The organism is Streptomyces sp. NPDC008150 (assembly GCF_042956945.1).
In the GTDB taxonomy this organism is placed as follows: domain Bacteria; phylum Actinomycetota; class Actinomycetes; order Streptomycetales; family Streptomycetaceae; genus Streptomyces.
The window spans coordinates 176,185-198,847 of sequence record NZ_JBIBHJ010000015.1; the positions used below are offsets into that span (position 1 = coordinate 176,185).

General features: G+C 71.4%; 16 protein-coding genes. 4 read left to right on the top strand and 12 right to left on the bottom strand.

Annotation, left to right across the window (positions count from 1 at the left end):
- Positions 1–92: 92 nt before the first annotated feature.
- Positions 93–1,547: a cytosine permease gene (locus tag ACFZA0_RS30925; RefSeq protein WP_391023049.1), complete on the bottom strand. Its 1,455-nt coding sequence runs from the start codon at positions 1,545–1,547 to the stop codon at positions 93–95.
- Between the two features lie 556 nt (positions 1,548–2,103).
- Here ACFZA0_RS30925 and ACFZA0_RS30930 point away from each other — a divergent pair.
- A complete protein-coding gene (locus ACFZA0_RS30930; protein WP_391023051.1) occupies positions 2,104–2,910 on the top strand; it encodes a pectate lyase in 807 nt (268 codons plus the stop codon).
- A gap of 49 nt (positions 2,911–2,959) precedes the next feature.
- On the opposite strand, the gene ACFZA0_RS30935 is transcribed toward ACFZA0_RS30930, so the two are convergent.
- Complete coding sequence (locus ACFZA0_RS30935; RefSeq protein WP_391023053.1) at positions 2,960–4,435, bottom strand: glucose-6-phosphate dehydrogenase; 1,476 nt, start codon at positions 4,433–4,435, stop codon at positions 2,960–2,962.
- A 218-nt stretch (positions 4,436–4,653) separates the two neighbouring features.
- Between ACFZA0_RS30935 and ACFZA0_RS30940 the strand changes: the two genes are divergently transcribed.
- Together ACFZA0_RS30940 and gap are read left to right on the top strand one after the other, a co-directional pair.
- Positions 4,654–5,610, top strand: a complete 957-nt coding sequence (locus tag ACFZA0_RS30940; RefSeq protein WP_391023054.1) for a helix-turn-helix domain-containing protein — start codon at positions 4,654–4,656, stop codon at positions 5,608–5,610.
- Positions 5,611–5,824: 214 nt separating this feature from the next.
- Positions 5,825–6,823 carry a type I glyceraldehyde-3-phosphate dehydrogenase gene (gap, locus tag ACFZA0_RS30945; protein WP_391023056.1) on the top strand — a complete coding sequence of 333 codons (999 nt, stop codon included), beginning with the start codon at positions 5,825–5,827 and terminating at the stop codon, positions 6,821–6,823.
- A gap of 155 nt (positions 6,824–6,978) precedes the next feature.
- Here gap and ACFZA0_RS30950 read toward each other — a convergent pair whose 3' ends face one another.
- The 6 genes from ACFZA0_RS30950 to kdpF form a co-directional block, all read right to left on the bottom strand.
- Entirely contained in the window at positions 6,979–7,335 is a 357-nt protein-coding gene (locus tag ACFZA0_RS30950; protein WP_391023058.1) for a hypothetical protein, read from the bottom strand.
- A gap of 575 nt (positions 7,336–7,910) precedes the next feature.
- On the bottom strand, positions 7,911–8,849 hold the full coding sequence (locus ACFZA0_RS30955) for a phosphotransferase (RefSeq protein WP_391023059.1): 939 nt from the start codon (positions 8,847–8,849) through the stop codon (positions 7,911–7,913).
- Between the two features lie 323 nt (positions 8,850–9,172).
- Complete coding sequence (locus tag ACFZA0_RS30960; RefSeq protein WP_391023061.1) at positions 9,173–9,838, bottom strand: potassium-transporting ATPase subunit C; 666 nt, start codon at positions 9,836–9,838, stop codon at positions 9,173–9,175.
- A 48-nt stretch (positions 9,839–9,886) separates the two neighbouring features.
- Entirely contained in the window at positions 9,887–12,016 is a 2,130-nt protein-coding gene (gene kdpB, locus ACFZA0_RS30965) for a potassium-transporting ATPase subunit KdpB (protein ID WP_391023063.1), read from the bottom strand.
- The gene (kdpA, locus tag ACFZA0_RS30970; RefSeq protein WP_391023065.1) at positions 12,013–13,677 is read right to left on the bottom strand and encodes a potassium-transporting ATPase subunit KdpA; all 1,665 of its coding nucleotides are present in this window, start codon (positions 13,675–13,677) and stop codon (positions 12,013–12,015) included. Before kdpA ends, kdpB begins: the two co-directional genes overlap by 4 nt.
- Positions 13,678–13,685: 8 nt before the next feature.
- The gene (gene kdpF, locus ACFZA0_RS30975) at positions 13,686–13,775 is read right to left on the bottom strand and encodes a K(+)-transporting ATPase subunit F (protein ID WP_356045956.1); all 90 of its coding nucleotides are present in this window, start codon (positions 13,773–13,775) and stop codon (positions 13,686–13,688) included.
- Positions 13,776–14,084: 309 nt separating this feature from the next.
- On the opposite strand from kdpF, the gene ACFZA0_RS30980 reads away from it, so the two are divergent.
- Complete coding sequence (locus ACFZA0_RS30980) at positions 14,085–14,525, top strand: SRPBCC family protein (protein WP_391023068.1); 441 nt, start codon at positions 14,085–14,087, stop codon at positions 14,523–14,525.
- A gap of 117 nt (positions 14,526–14,642) precedes the next feature.
- Here the strand turns inward: ACFZA0_RS30980 and ACFZA0_RS30985 are convergent, their stop codons facing one another.
- The 4 genes from ACFZA0_RS30985 to pucD all read right to left on the bottom strand — a co-directional run bounded on the left by ACFZA0_RS30985 (position 14,643) and on the right by pucD (position 22,662).
- Positions 14,643–17,030 (bottom strand): discoidin domain-containing protein, encoded by a 2,388-nt coding sequence (locus tag ACFZA0_RS30985; RefSeq protein WP_391023070.1) that lies wholly within the window; start codon positions 17,028–17,030, stop codon positions 14,643–14,645.
- A gap of 291 nt (positions 17,031–17,321) precedes the next feature.
- The gene (locus ACFZA0_RS30990) at positions 17,322–18,473 is read right to left on the bottom strand and encodes an XdhC family protein (RefSeq protein ID WP_391023072.1); all 1,152 of its coding nucleotides are present in this window, start codon (positions 18,471–18,473) and stop codon (positions 17,322–17,324) included.
- Positions 18,474–18,584: 111 nt separating this feature from the next.
- Complete coding sequence (locus tag ACFZA0_RS30995; protein WP_391023074.1) at positions 18,585–20,042, bottom strand: solute carrier family 23 protein; 1,458 nt, start codon at positions 20,040–20,042, stop codon at positions 18,585–18,587.
- Between the two features lie 235 nt (positions 20,043–20,277).
- The gene (gene pucD, locus ACFZA0_RS31000; protein ID WP_391023076.1) at positions 20,278–22,662 is read right to left on the bottom strand and encodes a xanthine dehydrogenase subunit D; all 2,385 of its coding nucleotides are present in this window, start codon (positions 22,660–22,662) and stop codon (positions 20,278–20,280) included.
- Position 22,663 lies beyond the last annotated feature (1 nt).

Sequence of the window (22,663 nt, forward strand, 5' to 3'; positions counted from 1 at the left end):
GAGAACGGGAGTCGGCACCAGCCCGGGAGCTCGCGGACCGGACCCGTCGCGGGTATGCAACTCGGTCTGCCCGCACGGGAGATGCGCCCGACCTACCGGAGCGACGTGCCGGCGCCCGCGGTCCGATCCGGCGCCTCGGGACGCGCCGGGGCACTCGCAGCCCTCTCGCCGTCCCGCCCGGCACCCGTCCGGCCACCGCGCCGCGTGCCGATCAGCCAGTAGAGCGCGGCCGGCACCACGAGGCCGACGATCCAGCTGATGTCCGCGCCGCCGAGCGGGGCAACGAGCGGGCCGGTGTAGAAGCTGGTGGAGAGGAAGGGGAACTGGGCGGCCAACGCGATCACGTACACCCCGAGCGCGTCCAGACGCCAGCCGCCGTAACGTCCGTCGGGGTCGGACAGGGCGGGGACGTCGTACCGCTCGCGGGACAAGAGGTAGTAGTCGACCAGGTTGATCGCCGACCAGGGAGTGAAGAAGGCCAGCAGGAAGAGGAGGAAGTCGCTGAACGCGTCGAGGAACGAATTGCGGCCCGCCAGCGCGACGCCGGTGCCGGCGACCATGACGACCGCGATGAATGCCGCGCGTCCGCGCTGCGACAGCACGGTCCTGCCGCGGAATCCGCTGATGCCCGTCACCATCGACATGAATCCGCCGTAGGTGTTGAGCACGTTGATGGTCAACTTGCCCAGCGCGATGACGAAGTAGAGCAGCGAGGCGATCAGTCCGGTGCCCCCGAGGCCCACCACGTAGGCGACCTCGTCACCGGCGAACCGCGCCCCGGCGGTGGCGGCGACCAGGACCCCGAACGTCATGGACCACTGGGCGCCCAGTGCGGTGCCGGACAGGGTCCACCAGAACGTCGACCGTACCGAGGTCGTGCGGGGCAGGTAACGGGAGTAGTCCGCGACGTAGGGACCGAAGGCGAGTTGCCAGGACGCCGAGAGGGACATCGCCAGCAGGAACATCGGCAGCGCGAAGTGTCGCTGCTGGAGGACCACTTGGAGATCGATCCGGTGCAGCAGCCTGGCTCCCAGGTAGACGAACGCGACGGCGCACACCACGCTGGCGACGCGGCCGAGTACGTGGACGATCCGGTAGCCGACGATCGCCGCGAGACCGGTGACCAGCGCGAACAGCACGATGCCCGCGACCGTGCCGAGGTGGGTGAGGTGGCCGACGGCCTGCCCGGCGAGGACCGAGCCGCTGGCGAAGAAGCCGATGTACATCACCAGGACCAGGGCGAGCGGTATCACCGCCCCGCGGACGCCGAACTGGGCCCGCGAGGAGATCATTTGCGGCAGCCCCAGCCGGGGCCCCTGGGCGGAGTGCAGGGCCATCACGGCGCCGCCGAGAAGGTTGCCGACGAGCAGACCGAGCAGCGACCAGACGACGTCTCCGCCGAGGACCACGGCGAGGGCGCCGGTGACCACGGTGGTGATCTGGAGGTTGGCTCCCAGCCAGAGGGTGAACTGGGAGAACGCCGTGCCGTGACGCTCACCGTCCGGCACGACGTCGATGGAGCGCCGTTCGATCAGGGGGCCGGCCATGGATCTCTCCGTTCTCCGGGGGTCCGGCCGCGAACGGCCCTTGCCTCAGGCCGCGTTCACACCCGGACCGCGTTCGCACCGCCGACCGGCGGACGCCGGTCGTGGGTGCACGACCGCCGTGGCGACACTCCCCCGCCTCTCGCGAGGCCACCACGACCACTCTGCATGAGATCATTCACCCTCCCTGGTCATTGAATAATTTGCAATAGGCCGAGGTGGAGAACCCTTCCGGAAGCCGAACTTCCGGAGAGCGCGGGGTGAGCCGACACCATCAGGAAGCAGCGGACGTTCACCACTCGCCCGCCAACCGCCCCCGACCCGTTGACTAGAAAGCGCTTTCCCCCTACGTTCCGTTCAGCAGGCTGATCCGGATGCGAGGGTTCCCCCGGCGCCCTTCGCCCCGGCAGGGTGAACGGCCGTCAGCGGTATGGGAGTTGTTCACGGTCATCACTTCCGTTCACGTATCCGCCCATCCGGGCAGCCCACCCGCACGACCCGCACCCGCACCCGCACGACCCCACACCCGCACAGTTCTCCCCACGGAAGGAATCGGGACATGGCACTGGTATCTGCGGCAGCACAACGGCCGCGCTCGCGCGCCCTGTTGGGCGCCACGACCGCGTTGGGGCTCTCGGTTGGCATGCTCATGGCATTAGGGGGCCAGGCGGACGCCGCGACGTGGCCCACGGCCAGTGGGAGTCAGGCCGTCTCCTCCACCATCTCGGTGTCCGGCACCAAGGACTACGCGATGAAGCGCCTCTACGGCTCCGGCGACCTCGGCAGCGACAGCCAGGACGAGGACCAGGGCCCGATCCTGGAACTCGCCGCCGGCACCGTCCTGAAGAACGTCATCATCGGCGCCCCCGCCGCCGACGGCATTCACTGTCTGGGCAGTTGCACGTTGCAGAACGTGTGGTGGGAGGACGTCGGCGAGGACGCGGCCACCTTCCTCGGCTCCTCGTCGTCCAACGTCTACACCGTCTCCGGCGGCGGCGCGAAGGCGGCGAGCGACAAGGTGTTCCAGTTCAACGGCGCCGGCACGCTCAACGTGTCCAACTTCGCCGTGCAGACCTTCGGCACGTTCGTGCGCTCCTGCGGCAACTGCAAGACGCAGTACAAGCGGACGATCAACCTGAACACGATCGAGGCCACCTACAAGGGCAGCAGGCTCGTCGGCATCAACACCAACTACGGCGACAGCGCGACCCTGAAGGGCATCACGATCGTCGGGGACAGCAGCAAGAAGATCATCCCGTGCCAGAAGTACATCGGGAACAACACGGGAGCCGAGCCGACGACCAACGGCACCGGCCCCGACAGCACTTACTGCAAGTACGCGACGTCCGACATCACGTACAAGTAGCCGCAGGCGCGGGGCGACACCCACGCGTGTGGGTGCCGCCCCGCACCGGTCACTCCTCCGGGATGCGCCAACCCCGGGCACCCGGCAGCTCGTTCGCCTCCTCCGGACCGAACGAGCCCTTCGGGTAGGGCAGCGACGTGGGCGGGTCGTCCAGAACCGGGGTGGCGATCTCCCAGAGCCGTTCGACCTCCTCCGCCGTGGTGAACAGGGTGTGGTCGCCGCGGAACGCGTTCAGGAAGACGTGGCCGTAGGCGTCCATCGGTTCCGCGTCCGGCTCACCGGCGGCCTCGTCGCGCCCGTCCGCGCGCAGCTCGACGTGGACCGTGCCGGCGCCCGGACCCGGGCGGGCGACGTCCAGGCCGAGGCGCACGTCGCGCGGGTCGTCGAGGCCGGCCACGAATTCGCCGCCGGAACGGGCCTCGGAGCCGTCCGCCCCCGCACCGTCCTCCTCCTCGGTCCCGTCGACGGCCGGGCGGAAGCCGACCGTGACCGCCGCGTCGGACGAGCCCAGCGCCTTGCCCGTGCGCAGCAGGAACGGCACGCCGTCCCACCGCGGGTTGTCGATCCACACGCGCAGCGCGGCGAACGTCTCCCGCGTCGAGTCGTCGGCGACGCCGTCCTCCTCGCGGTAGCCGTCGTACTGGCCGAAGACCGTCTCCTTCGGGTCGAGCACACGCATGTCCCGGAACAGCCGCAGCCGTGCCGCGCGCGCCGCCTCGGGGCTGTCGTCGGACGGCGGTTCCATCGCGACCTGCCCCGTGATCTGGAAGAGGTGCGTGGGGACCATGTCCCGGAACGTTCCGGTGGCCTCCAGGAACGCGGCCCGGCCCTGGCTGTCGATCTCCTCGGGGACGTCGATCTGCACCCACGCCACGTGCTTGGCGTTCCACAGGGCCGTGGGCCAGCCGTTCGCCCTGCGCAGGGTGAGCAGATTCCGTACGGCCTCCTTGCACAGGAAGTGGTCGATACGGAAGATCCGCTGCTCGGGGACGATGTCGAGCAGCACGCCGTTCAGCGCGCGGGCGCTCTGCACGTCCTCGCCGAAGGGCTTCTCGATCATGAGGCAGGCGCCGTCGGAGATGCCGGTGCGCTCGACCATGCGGAGCATGTCCGGCATGCTCTCCGGCGGTACCGAGAGGTAGACCAGCGTGCGGCAGCCCTCGCCGAGGGCGGCTCCGCGCTCCGCGACCGCCGCGGCGAGGTCGTCGCCGTTCTCGGCGGACGCGGGGACGAAGCCGACCCGGCGGACGAACTCCCGCACGTCCTCGTCGGCGGCCTTGTCGCCCAACGAGGAGTGGACGGCGTCGGCCACGATGCCGCGGAAGTCGTCGTCGGAGCCGGGCGAGTGCCGGCCCGAGCCGATGACCGCGAAGTCCGGCCCGAGCAGGCCGCGGCGGCGCAGGTCGAACAGCGCGGGGAAGAGTTTTCGGCGCGCCAGGTCCCCCGTCGCGCCGAAGAGGACCACCAGCAGGGGCGGCTGCTCGGCAGTGGTACCGGGGCCGGTACCGGGCCTGGCATCGGACATGTCACGTCTCCTTCGCGTTCCGGACGGGGGACCCCTATTGATTGCTCGTACATCGAATTCGCAAACCCGTACGGGCCGGGCGAGAACGAGACCGGAGGACGCGGCCCCGGCGGGCGGGGCCGGTGCCCCGCGACGCGGCCGGGGCGCCGCCGTCCCGTCCCCGACCGGTGGCGGCGCCCCTCGCCCGCTTCCCGCGACTCCCCGCGTACCCTTTCCGCGTGCCAGCCTCACGTCTGCACCGCGTCGCCGTTCTGGTGCTCGCGGGTGCGAAGCCGCTCGACGTCGGTATCCCCACGCAGGTCTTCACGACGCGCGCGAGCATGCCGTACGAGGTACGGGTGTGCGGCGCGCGGCTCGGGCTGGTGGCGGGCGGCGACGGGCTGTCGTACCACGTCGCGCACGGGCTCGACGCGCTCGCGTGGGCCGACATCGTCTTCATCCCCGGCTACCGCTTCCCCGACCGCGAGGACCCGCCGCGCGAGGTCGTGGCGGCACTGGTCGCCGCCCACGAACGGGGTGCCCGTCTCGCGGCGATCTCCACGGGGGCGTTCGCGCTCGCCGCGACGGGGCTGCTGGACGGCCGCCGCGCCACGACGCACTGGCACTACACGCGGGCCCTCGCGGCGAAGCATCCGCGGGTGAAGGTCGACGAGAACGTCCTGTTCGTCGACGAGGGCAGCGTCCTGACGTCGGCCGGCGCCGCCTCCGGCATCGACCTGTGCCTGCACGTCCTGCGCGGCGACCTCGGCGTGGCCGCCTCGAACCACGCGGCCCGGCGGCTGGTCGCGGCCCCGTACCGCAGCGGCGGCCAGGCGCAGTACGTGCCGCGCAGTGTGCCCGAACCGCTGGGCGAGCGGTTCGCGGCGACCCGCGAGTGGGCGCTGCACCGGCTCGGCGAACCGCTCACACTGGAAGTACTGGCCCGGCACGCGGCGGTCTCGCCGCGCACGTTCTCGCGGCGCTTCGTCGACGACACCGGCTACACGCCGATGCAGTGGGTGATGCGGGCCCGCATCGACATGGCCCGGGAACTGCTCGAACGCTCCGAGCGGGGCGTCGAGCAGATCGCCGCGGACGTCGGTCTCGGCACCGGCGCGAATCTGCGGCTGCACTTCCAGCACATCCTGGGCACGACGCCGAGCGACTACCGGCGCACATTCGCGCAGGGCGAGTAGGCGCGGCCGGGACGGTGCGCACCGGCCCGGCGTCCGCGTTCCGTTCGTGCCCGCGTTCCGTTCGTGCCCGCGTTCCTGGTTTGTCAGCCGCTTTTCGGGCGGGTGTCGGTCGTGTGTCACGTATGGCGAGATCCTTGCGAACCGTGGCGCTCACGCCGTTCTCATCGGCCCGCGCCAAGCGCGACGCTGGTGGTGAACCGAAGGGACATCACTCATGACTCGCATCGCCGTCAACGGATTCGGCCGCATCGGACGCAACGTCCTGCGCGCACTGCTGGAGCGCGACAGCTCCCTGGAGGTCGTCGCCGTCAACGACCTCACCGAGCCCGCCGCCCTCGCGAAGCTGCTCGCCTTCGACTCGACCGCCGGGCGTCTGGGCCGCCCCGTGAGCGTCGACGGCGACACGCTCGTGGTGGACGGTCACCGCATCAAGGTTCTCGCCGAGCGCGAGCCGGCCCAACTCCCCTGGGCCGAGCTGGGCGTCGACATCGTGCTGGAGGCGACGGGCCGCTTCACCTCGGCGAAGGCCGCGCGTGCCCACCTCGACGCGGGCGCGAAGAAGGTACTCGTCAGCGCGCCCTCGGACGGCGCCGACGTGACGCTCGCGTACGGGGTCAACACGGACGCGTACGACCCCGAGTTGCACACGATCGTCTCCAACGCCTCCTGCACCACGAACGCGTTGGCACCGCTGGCCGCCGTGCTCGACGAACTCGCGGGCATCGAGCACGGGTTCATGACCACCGTGCACGCCTACACCCAGGAGCAGAACCTCCAGGACGGCCCGCACCGCGACCCCCGGCGGGCCCGTGCCGCCGGTGTCAACATCGTCCCGACCACGACGGGTGCGGCGAAGGCCATCGGCCACGTGCTGCCGAACCTCGACGGCAAGCTGTCGGGCGACTCGATCCGCGTGCCGGTGCCGGTGGGTTCGATCGTCGAGCTGAACACGACGGTCGCGCGCGACGTCACCCGCGAGGACGTGCTGGCCGCGTACCGCACGGCGGCGGAGGGCCCCCTCAAGGGCGTCCTGGAGTACTCCGAGGACGCGCTCGTGTCGTCCGACATCACCGGCAACCCGGCGTCGTCGATCTTCGACTCGGCGCTGACCCGCGTCGAGGGCCGCCACATCAAGGTCGTCGCCTGGTACGACAACGAGTGGGGCTTCTCGAACCGTGTGATCGACACGCTCGAACTCCTCGCCGCAAGCTGAGAGTTCGGGCCCGGGAACAGCCCGGCGGGACGGCCCTCCCCGGCCACGTCCCGCCGGGTTCCGCCGTTTCCGGCCGAGCCGCGCCGCCGGTCGCACGTCCGGCTGGCACCGCGCGCGTTCCCGCGAGCGCCGGACCGGCGTACGGCGCGGCCGTCTCACATCCGCAGCAGCCGCTGCGTGACCTCCCGGTACTGGCGCAGTGCGAGCCGGTACTCGTCGGACTGGGCGTCGGCGTCGGCGTCGTCGCCGCCCTCGTTCCAGCCGGCGCGAAGCGCTTCGCGGCGCTCCGCGAGGGCGGTGACCAGCAGGGCCGTGGCCTCGTCGAAGACGGTCTCCGCCTCCTGGAGGGCCTCGCGCGGGCTGTCCGCGAAGATGTTGAGGGCGTGTCCGAGACGCTTGTCGAGGTCGGCGCGGCCGGCGGACGGGACCAGCGGTTCCGGGACCTGGGCTCGGTGGCCCGTACTTCCGCGGGGCTGGTCCGGGGGCTGCTGGGCGCGGGTCTGGTCGTACATCGTCTGGTTCGCCTTCCTTGAGCGTCCTGCCGACTGGCGGCTGGTGAACGGGAGTGCGCGAGCGACGGAAACGGCCGCTGCCGCCCGCATGTGGACGCTGTCCGGCACGGGGTCCGGACGCGGGCCCGGAACGGACCGCGTCGGTCGACCGGGGAATCCGGGACGGTCGGAGCCGGCCGGGAATGCGGGGGCGATCAGCGGTTGCGCCGGGCCCCGGCGTGGGACCAGTCAACGCCTGGCCCCGGGGCCTGTCAACAACGGTTCCCCGAGGCCGGGCCGCCCGCGCGTCCGCAGCCGTCCGGCAGGGTGCCCCTGCCCGGGGCCCGCTCCCGGGCTCTGCCGGAGCGTTCCGGCGGTGCCTCGTCGCGGTCTCCCGCCCCGGTTCGCCGTGCGGGTGCGGGGAGTTGGGCACAGCGCGGGGGCTCGTGCGCATCTCCCCGCCGCTGCCGCCCTCCGCGGGCATCGGCAACACCCCGATGCTGTCCATGGCCGGCCGTCCCACCTCGCCCTGGCCTCCTCCCCGCGCCGGGTCGTGGTCATGGTCGTGCACGCCGACCGCTCCCCCGCCGCCCGCGTTACCGGAACGCCGTCCCGTCCGCCAGCACCTCCCGCACCACGTGCTCCGCGTTCGCCGTCATCGTCGCGTCGCGGCCCCGGTAGTGGGCCAGTTCGGCGAGGGCGATCGACAGGGCCCAGCCCCTGCCCCGCGCCCAGGTCGCGTCGTCGTCGCCGAGGGCCAGCCGGAAGATGCGGCGGACCTCGGCGGGCAGGACGTACCACGCGACGATCAGGTCGACCGCCGGGTCGCCGACCCCCGTGCACGCGAAGTCGATGACGGCGGCGAGGCGGTCGTGGGCGTGGTCGACCAGGAGGTTGCCGGGCTGGAGGTCGGCGTGGATCCACACGGGCGGGCCGGACGGCGCGGGGGCCGACAGGGCCGACTCCCAGGCCGCCGTCACGGCACCGGTGTCCACGACCGTGTCGAGTTCCGCGATCGACGCGCGGGTCTGCGCGTCGCGTGCCGTCAGGGGTTCGCCGCGGTAGGAGCGGGGCGCGCCCGTCGGGTCGACCCCGCGCAGGGCCGCCACGAAGCGGGCCACGTCACGTGCCAGCAGCCCGGGTTCGGCGATTCGTCCGACGGTCGGGGTGTGGCCGTCCAGCCAGCGGTGGACCGCCCAGGGGTGCGGGAAGTCGGGCCCCGGGGGCGCCGTTTCGAGCGGTACCGGGACCGACACCGGTAGCTGGGGGGCGAGTTGGGGCAGCCAGTCCCGTTCCTTCTCGATGTCGGCCGCCGAACCCCCGGTCAGTGGAAGGCGTACGACCATGTCCGTGCCCAGCCGGAACATCGCGTTCGCGGTGCCGGCCGTGCCGACCGGCCGGACGGGGAGCACCGCCCACTGCGGGAACGCGGTGGCGATCAGCTTCTGGACGAGGACGGCGTCGGGGCGCGGGGGCGGCTCACCGCCGGGGGTGTCGGTCCGTGCGGCGGTGGCGTCGTGGGTGGCGTCGTGCATGCACACCTCTCTGGAGCGGTACGGCTCCCCCACCGGGCCGGGGTGCCCGGCACCGGGCCGGCGGTGCCTGGCGTCGGGGCCGGTCCGTGACCAGGGGGATGTCGCGGGACGGGAGTTGGCGATGGTGACCGGCCGGTCTTCCATACGAACTCTCCCGGGCGGCGCGCGTCAACCTGTTTGCCGTCCGGTCACCCTTGCGCGGTCCGTTCCCGCCGGGTACGCGCACGCCCCCTGCCCCGGGAGCGGCTTCCGGGGCAGGGGGCGGACGCGGGCGCCGCGGGTCCCGCGCACCGCCGGGCGCGGGAGCCGCGGCTCCGTGAACGTCAGCCTTGCGCCGCCTCCTTCAGCGCCAGGTTCAGCTCCAGGACGTTCACCCGGGGCTCGCCCATGAAGCCGAGGGTGCGGCCCTCGGTGTGCGCGTCGACCAGCTTGGTCACCCGGGCGACGGACAGCCCGTTCTCCTGGGCGACGCGGTGGATCTGGAGCCGCGCGTACTCCGGGGAGATGTCGGGGTCGAGGCCGGAGCCGGAGGACGTGACCGCGTCGGCCGGGACGTCGGACGGCCGGACCGTGTAACCGGTCACCGAGTTGTCCTTGACGACGGCGGCCTTGGCCTCCTTGACCCACTTGATCAGGTCGGCGTTGTCGCCGGAGCGGTTGGTGGCACCGGACAGGATCAGCGAGTACTGGGTGTTCACCGTGTTGGTGCCGAGGCCGTTCTGCGGGCGGCCCTGGAACCACTTGAGGTCGGCCTGCGGCGTCTCCTGCCCCTTCTTCAGCGGCAGGTTGTAGGCCTGGCCGATCAGCGAGGAGCCGACGACCTTGCCCTCCGCCTTGACCTCGGAGCCGTTCGCCTGGTGGGAGAACAGGCCCTGGCCGACTCCCGTGATGGCCAGCGGGTAGACGACGCCCGTCACCAGCGTCAGCACGAGGAGGGCGCGGAGGCCGGCCCAGAGCAGCCGGGCCGTGTTCGTAACGGAGTTGTTCATCGGGATCAGCACGCTTTCGAAAGGTGGGAGAGCCGTGGCCGGTCGGGGCTACAGGCCGAAGACGAGCGAGAGGACCAGGTCGATGATCTTGATTCCGACGAACGGCGCGATCAGGCCGCCGAGTCCGTAGATCCCGAGGTTGCGGCGCAGCAGCCGGTCCGCGCTGAGCGGGCGGTAGCGCACGCCGCGCAGGGCGAGCGGGACGAGGGCGATGATGATGACCGCGTTGAAGATGACGGCGGACAGGATCGCGGAGTCCGGCGAGGACAGGCGCATGATGTTGAGCTTGTCGAGGCCGGGATAGACCGCCGCGAACAGGGCCGGGATGATCGCGAAGTACTTGGCGACGTCGTTGGCGATGGAGAACGTCGTCAACGCACCCCGGGTGATGAGGAGTTGCTTGCCGATCTCGACGATCTCGATGAGCTTGGTGGGGTCGGAGTCGAGGTCGACCATGTTGCCGGCCTCCTTGGCGGCCGACGTGCCCGTGTTCATCGCGACACCGACGTCCGCCTGGGCGAGCGCGGGGGCGTCGTTGGTGCCGTCGCCCGTCATCGCGACGAGCTTGCCGCCCGCCTGCTCCCGCTTGATCAGCGCCATCTTGTCCTCGGGAGTGGCCTCCGCGAGGAAGTCGTCGACGCCGGCCTCGTCCGCGATGGCCTTCGCCGTGAGCGGGTTGTCGCCGGTGATCATGACGGTCCTGATGCCCATGCGGCGCAGCTCGTCGAACCGCTCGCGCATGCCGTCCTTGACGACGTCCTTGAGGTGGATGACGCCCAGCACCCGTGCGCCGCGCGTGTCCTCGACGGCGACGAGCAGGGGTGTGCCGCCGGCCGCGGAGATCTCCTCCGTGACGCGCTCGGCGTCGGCGGGCACCGTGCCGCCGTGCTCGCGCACCCAGGCGACGACGGAGCCGGCGGCGCCCTTGCGGACGCGGCGGCCGTCGGTGTCGACGCCCGACATGCGGGTCTGCGCGGTGAACTCGATCCACTCGGCGTCCGCCAGTTCGCCCTGGTGGCGCTCGCGCAGGCCGTAGCGCTCCTTGGCGAGGACGACGACGGAACGGCCCTCGGGGGTCTCGTCGGCGAGCGAGGAGAGCTGGGCGGCGTCGGCGAGTTCGGCCTCGTCGGCGTCCCCGACGGGCACGAACTCGGCGGCCCTGCGGTTGCCGAGGGTGATGGTGCCGGTCTTGTCGAGGAGCAGCGTGGAGACGTCACCGGCGGCCTCGACGGCACGGCCGGACATGGCCAGCACGTTGCGCTGCACCAGGCGGTCCATGCCGGCGATGCCGATCGCGGAGAGCAGCGCGCCGATCGTGGTCGGGATCAGGCAGACCAGCAGGGCCACGAGCACGATCATCGTGAGGTGGGTGCCCGCGTAGTCGGCGAACGGCGGGAGGGTGGCGCAGGCCAGCAGGAAGGCGATGGTCAGCGAGGCGAGCAGGATGTTCAGCGCGATCTCGTTGGGCGTCTTCTGCCGGGCCGCGCCCTCGACCAGGTTGATCATGCGGTCGATGAAGGTCTCGCCGGGCTTGGTCGTGATGTGCACGACGATCCGGTCGGAGAGGACCTTGGTGCCGCCGGTGACGGAGGAGCGGTCACCGCCGGACTCGCGGATGACGGGCGCGGACTCGCCGGTGATGGCGGACTCGTCGACGGAGGCGACGCCCTCGACGACGTCACCGTCGCCGGGGATGATGTCTCCCGCCTCGCACACCACCCGGTCCCCGACGCGCAGTTCGGTGCCGGGCACCTCCTCCTCGCCGCCGCCGGGGGTGAGCCGGCGGGCGACGGTGTCGGTCTTGGCCTTGCGCAGGGTGTCGGCCTGCGCCTTGCCGCGGCCCTCCGCGACCGCCTCCGCGAGGTTCGCGAAGACGACGGTGAGCCAGAGCCAGGCGCTGATGACCCAGCCGAACCAGTCGCCGGGGTCCTTGAACGCGAAGACCGTGGTCAGCACCGAGCCGATCCACACCACGAACATCACGGGCGACTTGACCATGACCCGCGGGTCGAGCTTGCGGCACGCGTCGGGCAGCGACCTGAGCATCTGCCGCGGATCGAACGCGCCCGCGCCCGCCCGGTGTTCGTCGTGGGTGCCGGCCGCCGGGTCGTCGTGCGGCGCCGGGGCCCGGGTGACTGTGGACATGGCGTCCTCTTGGTTGCGTGTGCGAGTGGTCATGACGCCAGTCCCTCCGCGAGCGGGCCGAGGGCGAGCGCCGGGAAGTAGGTCAGACCGGTGACGATGAGGACCGCGCCCACCAACAGGCCCGCGAACAAAGGCTTTTCGGTGCGCAGGGTGCCCTGGGTGGCCGGTACGGGCCGCTGTTCGGCGAGTGAGCCGGCCAGTGCGAGGACGAACACCATGGGGATGAACCGGCCCAGCAGCATGGCGAGTCCGATGGTGGTGTTGAACCACTGGGTGTCCGCGTTGAGCCCGGCGAAGGCCGAACCGTTGTTGTTCGCGCCGGAGGTGTAGGCGTAGAGGATCTCGGAGAAGCCGTGCGCCCCGGAGTTGGTCATCGAGTTGCCGGGGGTGGGCAGGGCCATCGCGGCGGCGGTGAAGACCAGTACCAGTGCGGGCGTGACGAGGATGTAGCAGGCGGCGAGCTTGATCTCGCGGGTGCCGATCTTCTTGCCCAGGTACTCGGGGGTGCGGCCGACCATCAGGCCGGCGATGAACACCGCGATGATCGCCATGATCAGCATGCCGTAGAGGCCGGAGCCGGTACCACCGGGCGCGACCTCGCCCAGCATCATGCCGAGCATGGTGATGCCGCCGCCCAGTCCGGTGAACGAGGAGTGGAAGGAGTCGACCGCGCCGGTCGAGGTGAGGGTGGTCGACACGGCGAAGAGCGACGAGGCGCCCACGCCGAACCTGTTCTCCTTGCCCTCCATCGCCCCGCCGGCCAGGTCGAAGGCCGTGCCGTGGTGGGAGAACTCGGACCACATCATCAGGGCGGCGAAACCGGCCCAGATGGTGGCCATGGTGGCCAGGATCGCCCAGCCCTGCCGGACCGAGCCGACCAGGACGCCGAAGGTGCGGGTCAGGGCGACCGGGATCACCAGGAGCAGGAAGATCTCGAAGAGATTCGTGAACGGGGTGGGGTTCTCGAACGGGTGGGCGCTGTTGGCGTTGAAGTAGCCGCCGCCGTTGGTGCCCAGCTCCTTGATCGCCTCCTGCGAGGCGACAGCGCCGCCGTTCCACTGCTGCGAGCCGCCCGTGAACTGGCCGACCTCGTGGATGCCGGAGAAGTTCTGGATGGCGCCGCACGCGACGAGGACGACGGCCGCGACGACCGCCAGCGGCACGAGCACCCGGACCGTGCCGCGCACCAGGTCGGACCAGAAGTTGCCCAGTTCACCCGTGCGGGAGCGGGCGAACCCGCGGACCAGGGCGACCGCGACCGCCATGCCGACGGCGGCGGAGACGAAGTTCTGCACCGCGAGGCCGCCGGTCTGCACGACGTGGCCCATGGCCTGTTCGCCGTAGTACGACTGCCAGTTGGTGTTGGCGACGAAGGACGCGGCGGTGTTGAACGCCTGGTCCGGGTCGATCGACCTGAAGCCGAGGGAGCCCGGCAGCACGCCCTGGACCCGCTGGAGCAGGTACAGGAACAGGATGCTCATCAGGGAGAACGCGAGGACACCCCGCAGATAGGCCGGCCAGCGCATCTGCGTGTTCGGGTTGGCACCTATGCCCTTGTAGATCCACTTCTCGATCCGCAGGTGCTTCTCGGAGGAGTAGACCCTGGCCATGTAGTTGCCGAGGGGGATGTAGGCGAGCGCGAGCGCCGCCATCAGGGCGAGCATCTGCAGCACGCCCGCGAGTACGGGACCCATGACGAGACTCAGAACCTCTCCGGAAGGATCAGGGCGAGGACGAGATAGCCCAGCAGGGCGACGGCCACGACGAGGCCGACGATGTTCTCGGCGGTCACAGCTTCGTCACCCCCTTGGCGACGAGGGCCACCAGCGCGAAGACCGCGATCATGGTGACGACGAAGGCCACATCGGCCATCGTGAGCTCCTGGGATGAGGTTCGGGCGGGACAGGGACGTTTTGAGGAAACCCCTGTTCCGACCGGATGTGAGCGCCGTTGACGGGTCCCTTACGGCGGCCCGGAACGCCTTGACGCGTCCCTTACGTGAGCGCGCGGTGCGGGCGCGGCCGGCGTCGGCGTTTCACAGGGTGGGCGACCCGCCCGGGAATGACCGCACGGAACGGGCCCGGCTCCCTACGATCGGGGCGTGGCCGGTTTCCTTCTCGAACGTACGGTGCCGCTCCCCCTCGACGAGGCGTGGCGCAGGCTCACCGACTGGCCGCGCCATGCCGGCGTGGTCCCGCTCACCCGCATCACCGTGCGTCCGCCGGGTCCCACCCGGGTGGGCACCGTGGTGGTGGCCCGTTCCGGCGTCGGTCCGCTCGCGTTCGACGACCCGATGGAGGTGACGGTCTGGCGCCCGCCCGCGGACGCCGGGCCGGGCACGTGCCGCCTGGTCAAGCGGGGTTCCGTGTTCACCGGCTGGGCCGAGATCGACGTGCGGCCGGGGCCGGGCGGCCGGGCGCGGGTGACCTGGCAGGAGGACATCAGGCTGCGGTACCAGCCGACGCTGGCGGACCGGCCGGTGAACCTGGTCGCGCGATCGGTCTTCGGGCGGGCGGTGAACGCGCTGCTGCGGCAGCCCTGACAGAGCCGGGGCCGTCCGCGGCCGGGCGCCGCCGCCCCGGCCGCGGACGGCGAAGGGGCGGTGCCCGGGTCGTCGGTCCCGGGCACCGCCCCTCGTACGGGGTCCCTCGCGGGTGCCCTATCCGGTGTAGGCCTCCAGTTCCGAGAGCTGGCCCGCCGGCCACCCGGTGTTGCCGGTGACGACGACGCGCAGGTAGCGGGTCGCGGTACCGGTCAGGGTGACGGTGGCGGTGTTGCCGCTCGACGGGTTGAACGTGTAGCCCGCCGACGCCTTGAGCGTGGTGTAGGTGCTGTTGTCGGTGCTGCCCTGGACGCTCAGTGTCTGGGTGCGGGTGGCCCAGGCGGCCGCCGGCGGCAGCTTGAGGACGACGCGCTTGACGGCCTTCGGGGTGCCGAGGTCGACGGTGACGGACTGCGGGAAGCTGTTGTTGGCGCTCTCCCAGTACGTGTTGGCGTTGCCGTCGACCGCGTTGGACGCCGGGTAGACGTCGGTGTGGCTGGTCTCGGCGACCGGGCGGTTCTTGGCGAGGTTCACGGTCGGGTCGTCGGTGGGCGGCGTGGTCGGCGGGTCGGTGGGCGGGGTGGTCGGCGGGTCGGTCGGCGGGGTCGTGGTGCCGCCGCCGGGGACGCCGCCGTTGGTCCACACCGGGGTGGGCCAGTTGCCGGTGCAGGCCGCCGGGTCGGCGTACCAGCCGCTGTTGCCGGCGCCCAGGGTGATCACGAAGCCGGAGCCGATGCAGTTGTAGATCGGGTTGGACTGCGCGACGTGGGTGGCGGTGACGTTGGTGAAGCTCGCGTCGCCGGTGGCCTGGATCTGGAGCGCGTAGGTGCCGGTGCCGTCGATGCGGACGTTGTTGAAGTGCAGCCCCTTCGTCGCGCCCTCGATGTTCATGATCGCGGCGTAGGAGCTGTCGAGTATCTCGCTGTCGGAGATGTTCACGGTGGCGTTGAGCGCCTCGTTGAGACCGCTGAACCAGATCGCGCCGACTCCGAACTGCCAGTTGTAGTCGTTGTTCCCGGCGCGGATCAGGGTGTTGCGTGCCGCCGTGATGGTGCCCGAGACCGCCGTGCCGGAACCGGAGTTGACGCCCGGGTAGCGGTTGGCGACGTGCAGGCCGCCGCCGTTGGTGACGGTGTCCGCCATCACGTTGTCGGAGAGGGTGATGTCCTTGCCGCCGTACGTGACGATGTTGTTGGCGAGGACCGGCGCGACCACCGTGTTGAAGGTGAACTTGTCGTTCACGTTGGGCACGTTCTCGGCCCACATCGCCAGGCCGTCGTCACCGGTGTTGCGCACGAAGGTGTTGGTGACGGTCGAGTTGGTGACTCCCATGTGGAAGTTCACCCCGTCGGCGGTCTGGTCGAGGATGCGGCTGTTCTTGATGGTGAAGTTGTCCATCGGGCCGTCCATCCAGGCGCCGCACTTGGTGTGCTGCATCCACACGTCGTCCACGGTGGAGTTGGAGAGCGCGCCGCCGATGGCGTTGACCTGGTCGTTGTCCTCGCGTTCGCGGATGTCGCCGATGATGGCGAAGTCCTTGAGGGTGACGTTCTTGCTGCCGCCCTGCGCCGCGTACTTGCCGTAGACGCCGACCGCCTTCGTGCGGTCGGAGGGGTCGCGGCCGGTGAGCACGCTGTACCAGGGGCCCGCGCCGGCCAGGGTCACCTGGTCCACGACGATGTGGTCGCGGACGTTGTAGGTGCCCTGCGGGATGTAGACGGTCTTCCCCTGCGCCTTGCCGGCGTCGACGGCCGCCTGGATCTTGGCGGTGGAGTCGGTCGCCCCGGTGGGGTCGGCGCCGAAGTCGGTCACCACGTCGAGGGCGCCGGACGGCTTGGCGATGGGGGCCGCCACCTGCTCGAAGTCGGCCAGGTCGATGGTGAACGACGGGGAGGCGGCGGTGGAGGAGACCTGGAGGCGCACCTTGGTGCCCGCCGGCAGCGTCGAGCCGAACATGGTGCGGGTCTCGTCGTAGAAGTGGTGCGGGTTGGTGTCGCCGGGGTTGTTGTTGAACGGGTAACCCCCGTAGTACCAGCCGTACTTGGAGGTCACCGGGACGCTCTTGAGCTGGCTGCCGTTGACCTTGAGGTCGAGGGCGGCGTCACGTCCGGTACCGGCCGCGTTGTCGGGCAGCGAGTAGCGGAACGACATGGCGTTGGCCGGCGCGGTGAGGGTGAACTCGACGTATTCGCCGGCCGCGTCGAGGGTCACCGCCTGGCGGCCGGACGCCTCGGACGGCAGGTGTCCGTAGAGCCGGTCGGGGCCGATCACGGTGCCGTTGGTGGCGGCGTACTCGGCCTCCTGCTCCTTGAACGGGACGCTGGCGCCGCGGCCGGAGATGCCCACCGGGGAGGGGGCGGGCACCCCGGCCGCGGACGCGCTGGGGGCGGAGACCGCGACGGCCACGACGGTGCCCGCGGCGGCGAGCAGCAGGGACACGGACGCGGACAGGCCGCGCCGCAGCGATCTTGAACGGGGAGAGGGGGGTGCGGATTTGGGGGTCACAGAGTGCGTCCTTCGGACTCTTGGGGGGAGAGAGCGGACGCAAGGAGGCTAGAAGTCGTGGTAAGGGAAGTCCATAAGGGTGCGCAAGATTCGTACGAGAGCCTGCAAATACATGACGACGCCGGAAGCTGGGCGGGGATCGCCCTGCGGGGCGGCTTGAACGCCGGGTCCGCTGGTCCGGGGTGGTTCGTCAACTCAGGCCCGGCGCGCGGGAGTTGTCCGCGCGGCGCCCGTCGGCGACCAGGACTTTTTTCGGGCCGGCCCGGCTCGGGCCCCGGCGCGGGTCTCCGCTCAGGCCACCGAGCCGATGCGCCGGGCCGCGACAGCGGCCGCGTCGCGGTGGATCGGGGTGTGCGCGCCCGTGAGCGGGACGCCGCTGCCGCCGCGCCGTTCGGCGACGATCTCGGCGGCGATCGACAGGGCCGTCTCCTCCGGCGTGCGGGCGCCGAGGTCGAGGCCGATCGGCGAGTGCAGCCGGGCCAGTTCGCGATCGGTGACGCCGATCTCGCGCAGTCGTTCGGCACGGTCCAGGTGGGTGCGCCGCGAGCCCATCGCGCCGACGTAGGCCACCGGGAGGCGCAGCGCGATGCGCAGCAGCGGGACGTCGAACTTCGCGTCGTGGGTCAGTACGCACAGGACGGTGCGGGAGTCGACGTGGGTGCGCTCCAGGTAGCGGTGCGGCCAGTCGACGACGATCTCGTCGGCCTCGGGGAAGCGGGTGCGGGTGGCGAAGACGGGGCGCGCGTCGCACACGGTGACGTGGTGGCCGAGGAACTTGCCGACCCGGACCAGGGCCGAGGCGAAGTCGATCGCACCGAAGACGATCATGCGGGGCGGGGGCACCGACGACTCGATCAGGACCGTGAGCGGTGCTCCGCAACGAGAGCCCTGCTCACCGATCTCCAGGGTGCCGGTGCGCCCGGCGTCGAGGAACGCGGCGGCCTCCCCGGCGACCGTGCGGTCCAGTTCCGGGTGGGCGCCGAAGCCGCCCGTGCGGGTGCCGTCCGGGCGGACCAGCAGGGCCCGGCCGACCAGCTCGGCGGGGCCGGTGACCACCCGGGCCAGCGCGGCCGCGTCACCGCGCGCGGCGGCGGCCAGCGCGGCGGCGACGACCGGGCGGACGGAGTCGCCGGCGCGGACCGGCACGACGAGGACGTCGATGACACCGCCGCAGGTCAGCCCCACGGCGAAGGCGTCCTCGTCGCTGTACCCGAAGCGCTCCAGGACCGTCTCGCCGTCCTGGAGCGCCTGCACGCACAGGTCGTACACCGCGCCCTCGACGCACCCGCCGGAGACCGAGCCGATCGCCGTGCCGTCGGCGTCCACCGCGAGGGCGGCGCCCGGCTGGCGGGGCGCGCTGCCGCCGACGGCCACCACGGTGGCGACGGCGACGTCGCGTCCCTGCTCGACCCACCGGTGCAGTTCTTCGGCCATGTCCAGCATCTCTCGGTCTCCTCGGCGCGTCCGTGCTGCGTGCTGCGTGCTGTGTGCTGCGGGTGCGTACGGGTACGGGGGTGGATCTGCTCGTCCTGCTACGAGAACCCGGCCGGGGGCTCAGCGCACGCCGAGCCAGCCCTCGATCGGGTGGAGCGCGAAGTAGACGAGGAAGACCGCGGTCAGGCCCCACATGAAGGCCCCGACCTCCCGTCCCCTGCCCTGGGCGGCCTTGATGGCGGTGTACGAGACGACGCCCGCGGCGACACCGGTCGTGATGGTGTACGTGAAGGGCATCAGCACGACGGTCAGGAAGACCGGGATCGCGGTGGCGCGGTCGGCCCAGTCGACGTGCCGGGCGTTCATCAGCATCATGGCGCCGATCACCACCAGGGCCGCGGAGGCCACCTCCTGCGGCACGATCGCGGTCAGCGGGGTGAAGAACAGGCAGGCCGCGAAGAACAGGCCGGTGACGACGGAGGCCAGTCCGGTGCGGGCCCCCTCGCCGACGCCGGTGGCGGACTCGACGAACACGGTCTGGCCCGAGCCGCCGGCCAGGCCGCCGATCGCCCCGCCGGCGCCGTCGACGAGCAGCGCCCTGGACAGGCCCGGCATGCGGCCCTTGTCGTCGGCGAGGCCGGCCTCGGTGCCGACGCCGATGATCGTGGCCATCGCGTCGAAGAAGCCGGCCAGCACCAGGGTGAAGACGATCATGCCGACCGTCATCACGCCGACCTGGCCCCAGCCGCCGAACTCGACGTGCCCGAGCAGCGAGAAGTCGGGCATGGACACCGCGCTGCCGTGCAGGGCGGGCGCCCCGCCCGCCCAGGCGTCCGCGTCGACCACGCCGGTCGCGTTGAGGACCGCGGCGACCGCCGTGCCGCCGAGGATGCCGATCAGGATGGCGCCAGGCACGTTCCGCGCCTGGAGCATGAAGATCAGCAGCAGGGTCGCGGCGAACAACAGGACCGGCCAGCCGGTGAGTTGGCCCGCCGGGCCGAGGCTGAGCGGGGTTGCCTTGCCCTGCTGCACGAAGCCGGACTTGTAGAGGCCGATCAGCGCGATGAACAGGCCGATGCCCATGGTGATGCCGTGCTTGAGCGCCAGCGGTATCGCGTTCATGATCATCTCGCGCAGCCCGGTGACGACGAGCAGCATGATGACCACGCCGTAGACGACGCACATGCCCATCGCCTGGGGCCAGGTCATGTTGGGCGCGACCTGCGAGGACAGTACGCCGGAGACGGACAGTCCGGCGGCCAGCGCGAGCGGCACCCTGCCGACGAAGCCCATCAGCAGGGTGGTGAGGGCCGCGGCGAACGCGGTCGCGGTGATCAGTGCCTGCCGGCCGAGCGTGTCGCCCGCCGCGTCCTTCCCGGACAGGATCAGGGGGTTGAGCAGCAGGATGTACGCCATCGCCATGAACGTGGTGACGCCGCCGCGCACTTCGCGTGCGACGGTGGATCCTCTGCCGGAGATGTGGAAGTACCGGTCGAGCCAGGAGCGTCCGGCCGGGACGCGGGTACCCGCGCCCGCGTCCTCGGCGACGCTCTCCGGCTCCAGTGACTGCTGGGTCATGTGGGCCTGCTCCCAAGGTTCAAAGGGACACCCGCGCGCCAGCACGGCGTGCTGTCACGGGATTTGGGATGTGGTCGGCCGCACGACCCGGGGGACGGCCCGAGACGAACGATCGGGATGTGTGCCTGTGCTGTGAAGTCCCGTGAGCGGTACGGGACATGTGGCTCCGCACGGAACGGGCGGGGTGCGCGGGGAACCGCGCGGCCGCCGCCCGTCCGGACGGAGGGCTCCGGGGTTACGCCGTGCCGGTGAGGTGTTCGGGACGCACCGGCGTGCGGTTGAGCTCCAGTCCCGTCGCGTTCCGGATCGCCGCGAGGACGGCCGGGGTGGACGACAGGGTGGGTGCCTCGCCGACGCCGCGCAGCCCGTACGGGGCGTTGTGGTCGGCGAGTTCGAGGACGTCGACCGGGATGGTCGGGGTGTCGAGGATGGTGGGGATCAGGTAGTCGGTGAAGGACGGGTTCCTGACCTTCGCGGTCCTGGGGTCGACGATGATCTCCTCCATGACGGCGACCCCGAGCCCCTGGGTGGTGCCGCCCTGGATCTGCCCGACGACGGACAGCGGGTTGAGCGCCTTCCCGACGTCCTGGGCGCAGGCCAGCTCCACCACCTTGACCAGGCCGAGTTCGGTGTCGACCTCGACGACGGCGCGGTGCGCGGCGAACGAGTACTGCACGTGTCCGTCGCCCTGCCCGGTCTCCAGGTCGAAGGCCTGGGTGGGCCGGTGGCGCCACTCCGCCTCGATCTCGACGGCCTCGTCGCCGAGCACGTCGGCGAGCGGGGCGAGGACCTCACCGCCGTCGGTGACCACCTTGCCGCCCTCCAGCAGGAGTTCGGCGGTGGCCCAGGCCGGGTGGTAGGTGCCGAAGAGGCGACGGCCCCGCTCAAGTACCTTGTCCCGCACCAGTTCGCAGGAGTTACGGACCGCGCCGCCGGTCATGTACGTCTGACGGGACGCGGAGGTGGAGCCGGCCGAGCCGACGCGGGTGTCGGCCGGGTGGATGGTGACCTGGGTGACGCCCAGCTCGGTCCGGGCGATCTGCGCGTGCACGGTGACGCCGCCCTGGCCGACCTCCGCCATCGCGGTGTGCACGGTGACGACGGGCTCCCCCGCGACGACCTCCAGGCGCACCTTGGCGGTGGAGTAGTCGTCGAACCCCTCGGAGAAACCGACGTTCTTGATGCCGACCGCGTAGCCGACACCCCGTACGACGCCTTCGCCGTGCGTGGTGTTGGAGAGTCCGCCGGGCAGTTGGCGCACGTCGACGCCGTCGGTGCTCTCCCACTGCCGCTCCGGCGGCATGGGCATCGCCTTGACGCGGCGCAGGAGTTCGGCGACGGGGGCGGGCGAGTCGACGACCTGCCCGGTCGGCAGCAGGCTGCCCTGCTCCATCGCGTTCAGCTGCCTCAACTCGACCGGGTCCATGCCGAGTTCGCGGGCCAGCTTGTCCATCTGCGCCTCGTAGGCGAAGCACGCCTGGACCGCGCCGAAGCCGCGCATGGCGCCGCAGGGCGGGTTGTTGGTGTAGAGGGCGACGGCCTCGACGTCGACGTCGTCGACCACGTACGGGCCGATGCCGAGCGAGGCGGCGTTGCCGACGACCGCCGGCGAGGCGGAGGCGTAGGCGCCGCCGTCCAGGACGATGCGGCACCTGACGTGGGTGAGGCGGCCGTCGCGGGTCGCCCCGTGCTCGTAGTGCAGCCTGGCCGGGTGGCGGTGGACATGGCCGAAGAAGGACTCGAACCGGTTGTAGACGATCTTCACGGGTTTGCCGGTGCGCATGGCCAGCAGGCAGGCGTGGATCTGCATCGACAGGTCCTCGCGCCCGCCGAACGCGCCGCCCACGCCGGACAGCGTCATCCGCACCTTGTCCTCGGGCAGGCCGAGGACGGGCGCGATCTGCCGCAGGTCCGAGTGCAGCCACTGCGTGGCCACGTACAGGTCGACGCCGCCGTCCTCGGACGGGACCGCGAGGCCCGACTCCGGGCCGAGGAACGCCTGGTCCTGCATGCCGAAGACGTAGTCGCCGGTGACGATCACGTCCGCGCGGGCCGCCGCCGCGTCCGCGTCGCCGCGCACGACGGGCTGGCGGTGCACGATGTTCGGGTGCGCGACGTGCCGGGCGTGGTGGTCGTCGCGGTCCGGGTGCAGCAGCGGGGCGTCGTCGGCGAGGGCGGACAACTCGTCGGTGACCACGGGCAGTTCGCGGTAGTCGACCTTGATCTTCGCGGCGGCGCGGCGCGCTGTCTCCGGGTGGTCGGCGGCCACGATGGCGACGGGCTCGCCGTGGTGGCGCACCCGGCCGTCGGCGAGGACCGGGGTGTCCTGGTACTCCAGGCCGTAGCGGCGGACCTCGGTCGGCAGGTCGTCGTAGGTCATCACGGCGTACACGCCCGGGGTCGCGAGGGCCTCGGCGGTGTCGATGGACAGGATCTCGGCGTGCGCGACGGTGGAGCGCAGGATCTGGCCCCAGAGCATGTCCTCGTGCCACATGTCGGACGAGTACGCGAACTCGCCGGTGACCTTGAGGGTGCCGTCGGGGCGCAGCGTGGACTCGCCGATGCCGCCACGGGTGCGGGAGCCCTGGGTGAGGGCCCCGGGCAGGCCGGTGGTTCCCATG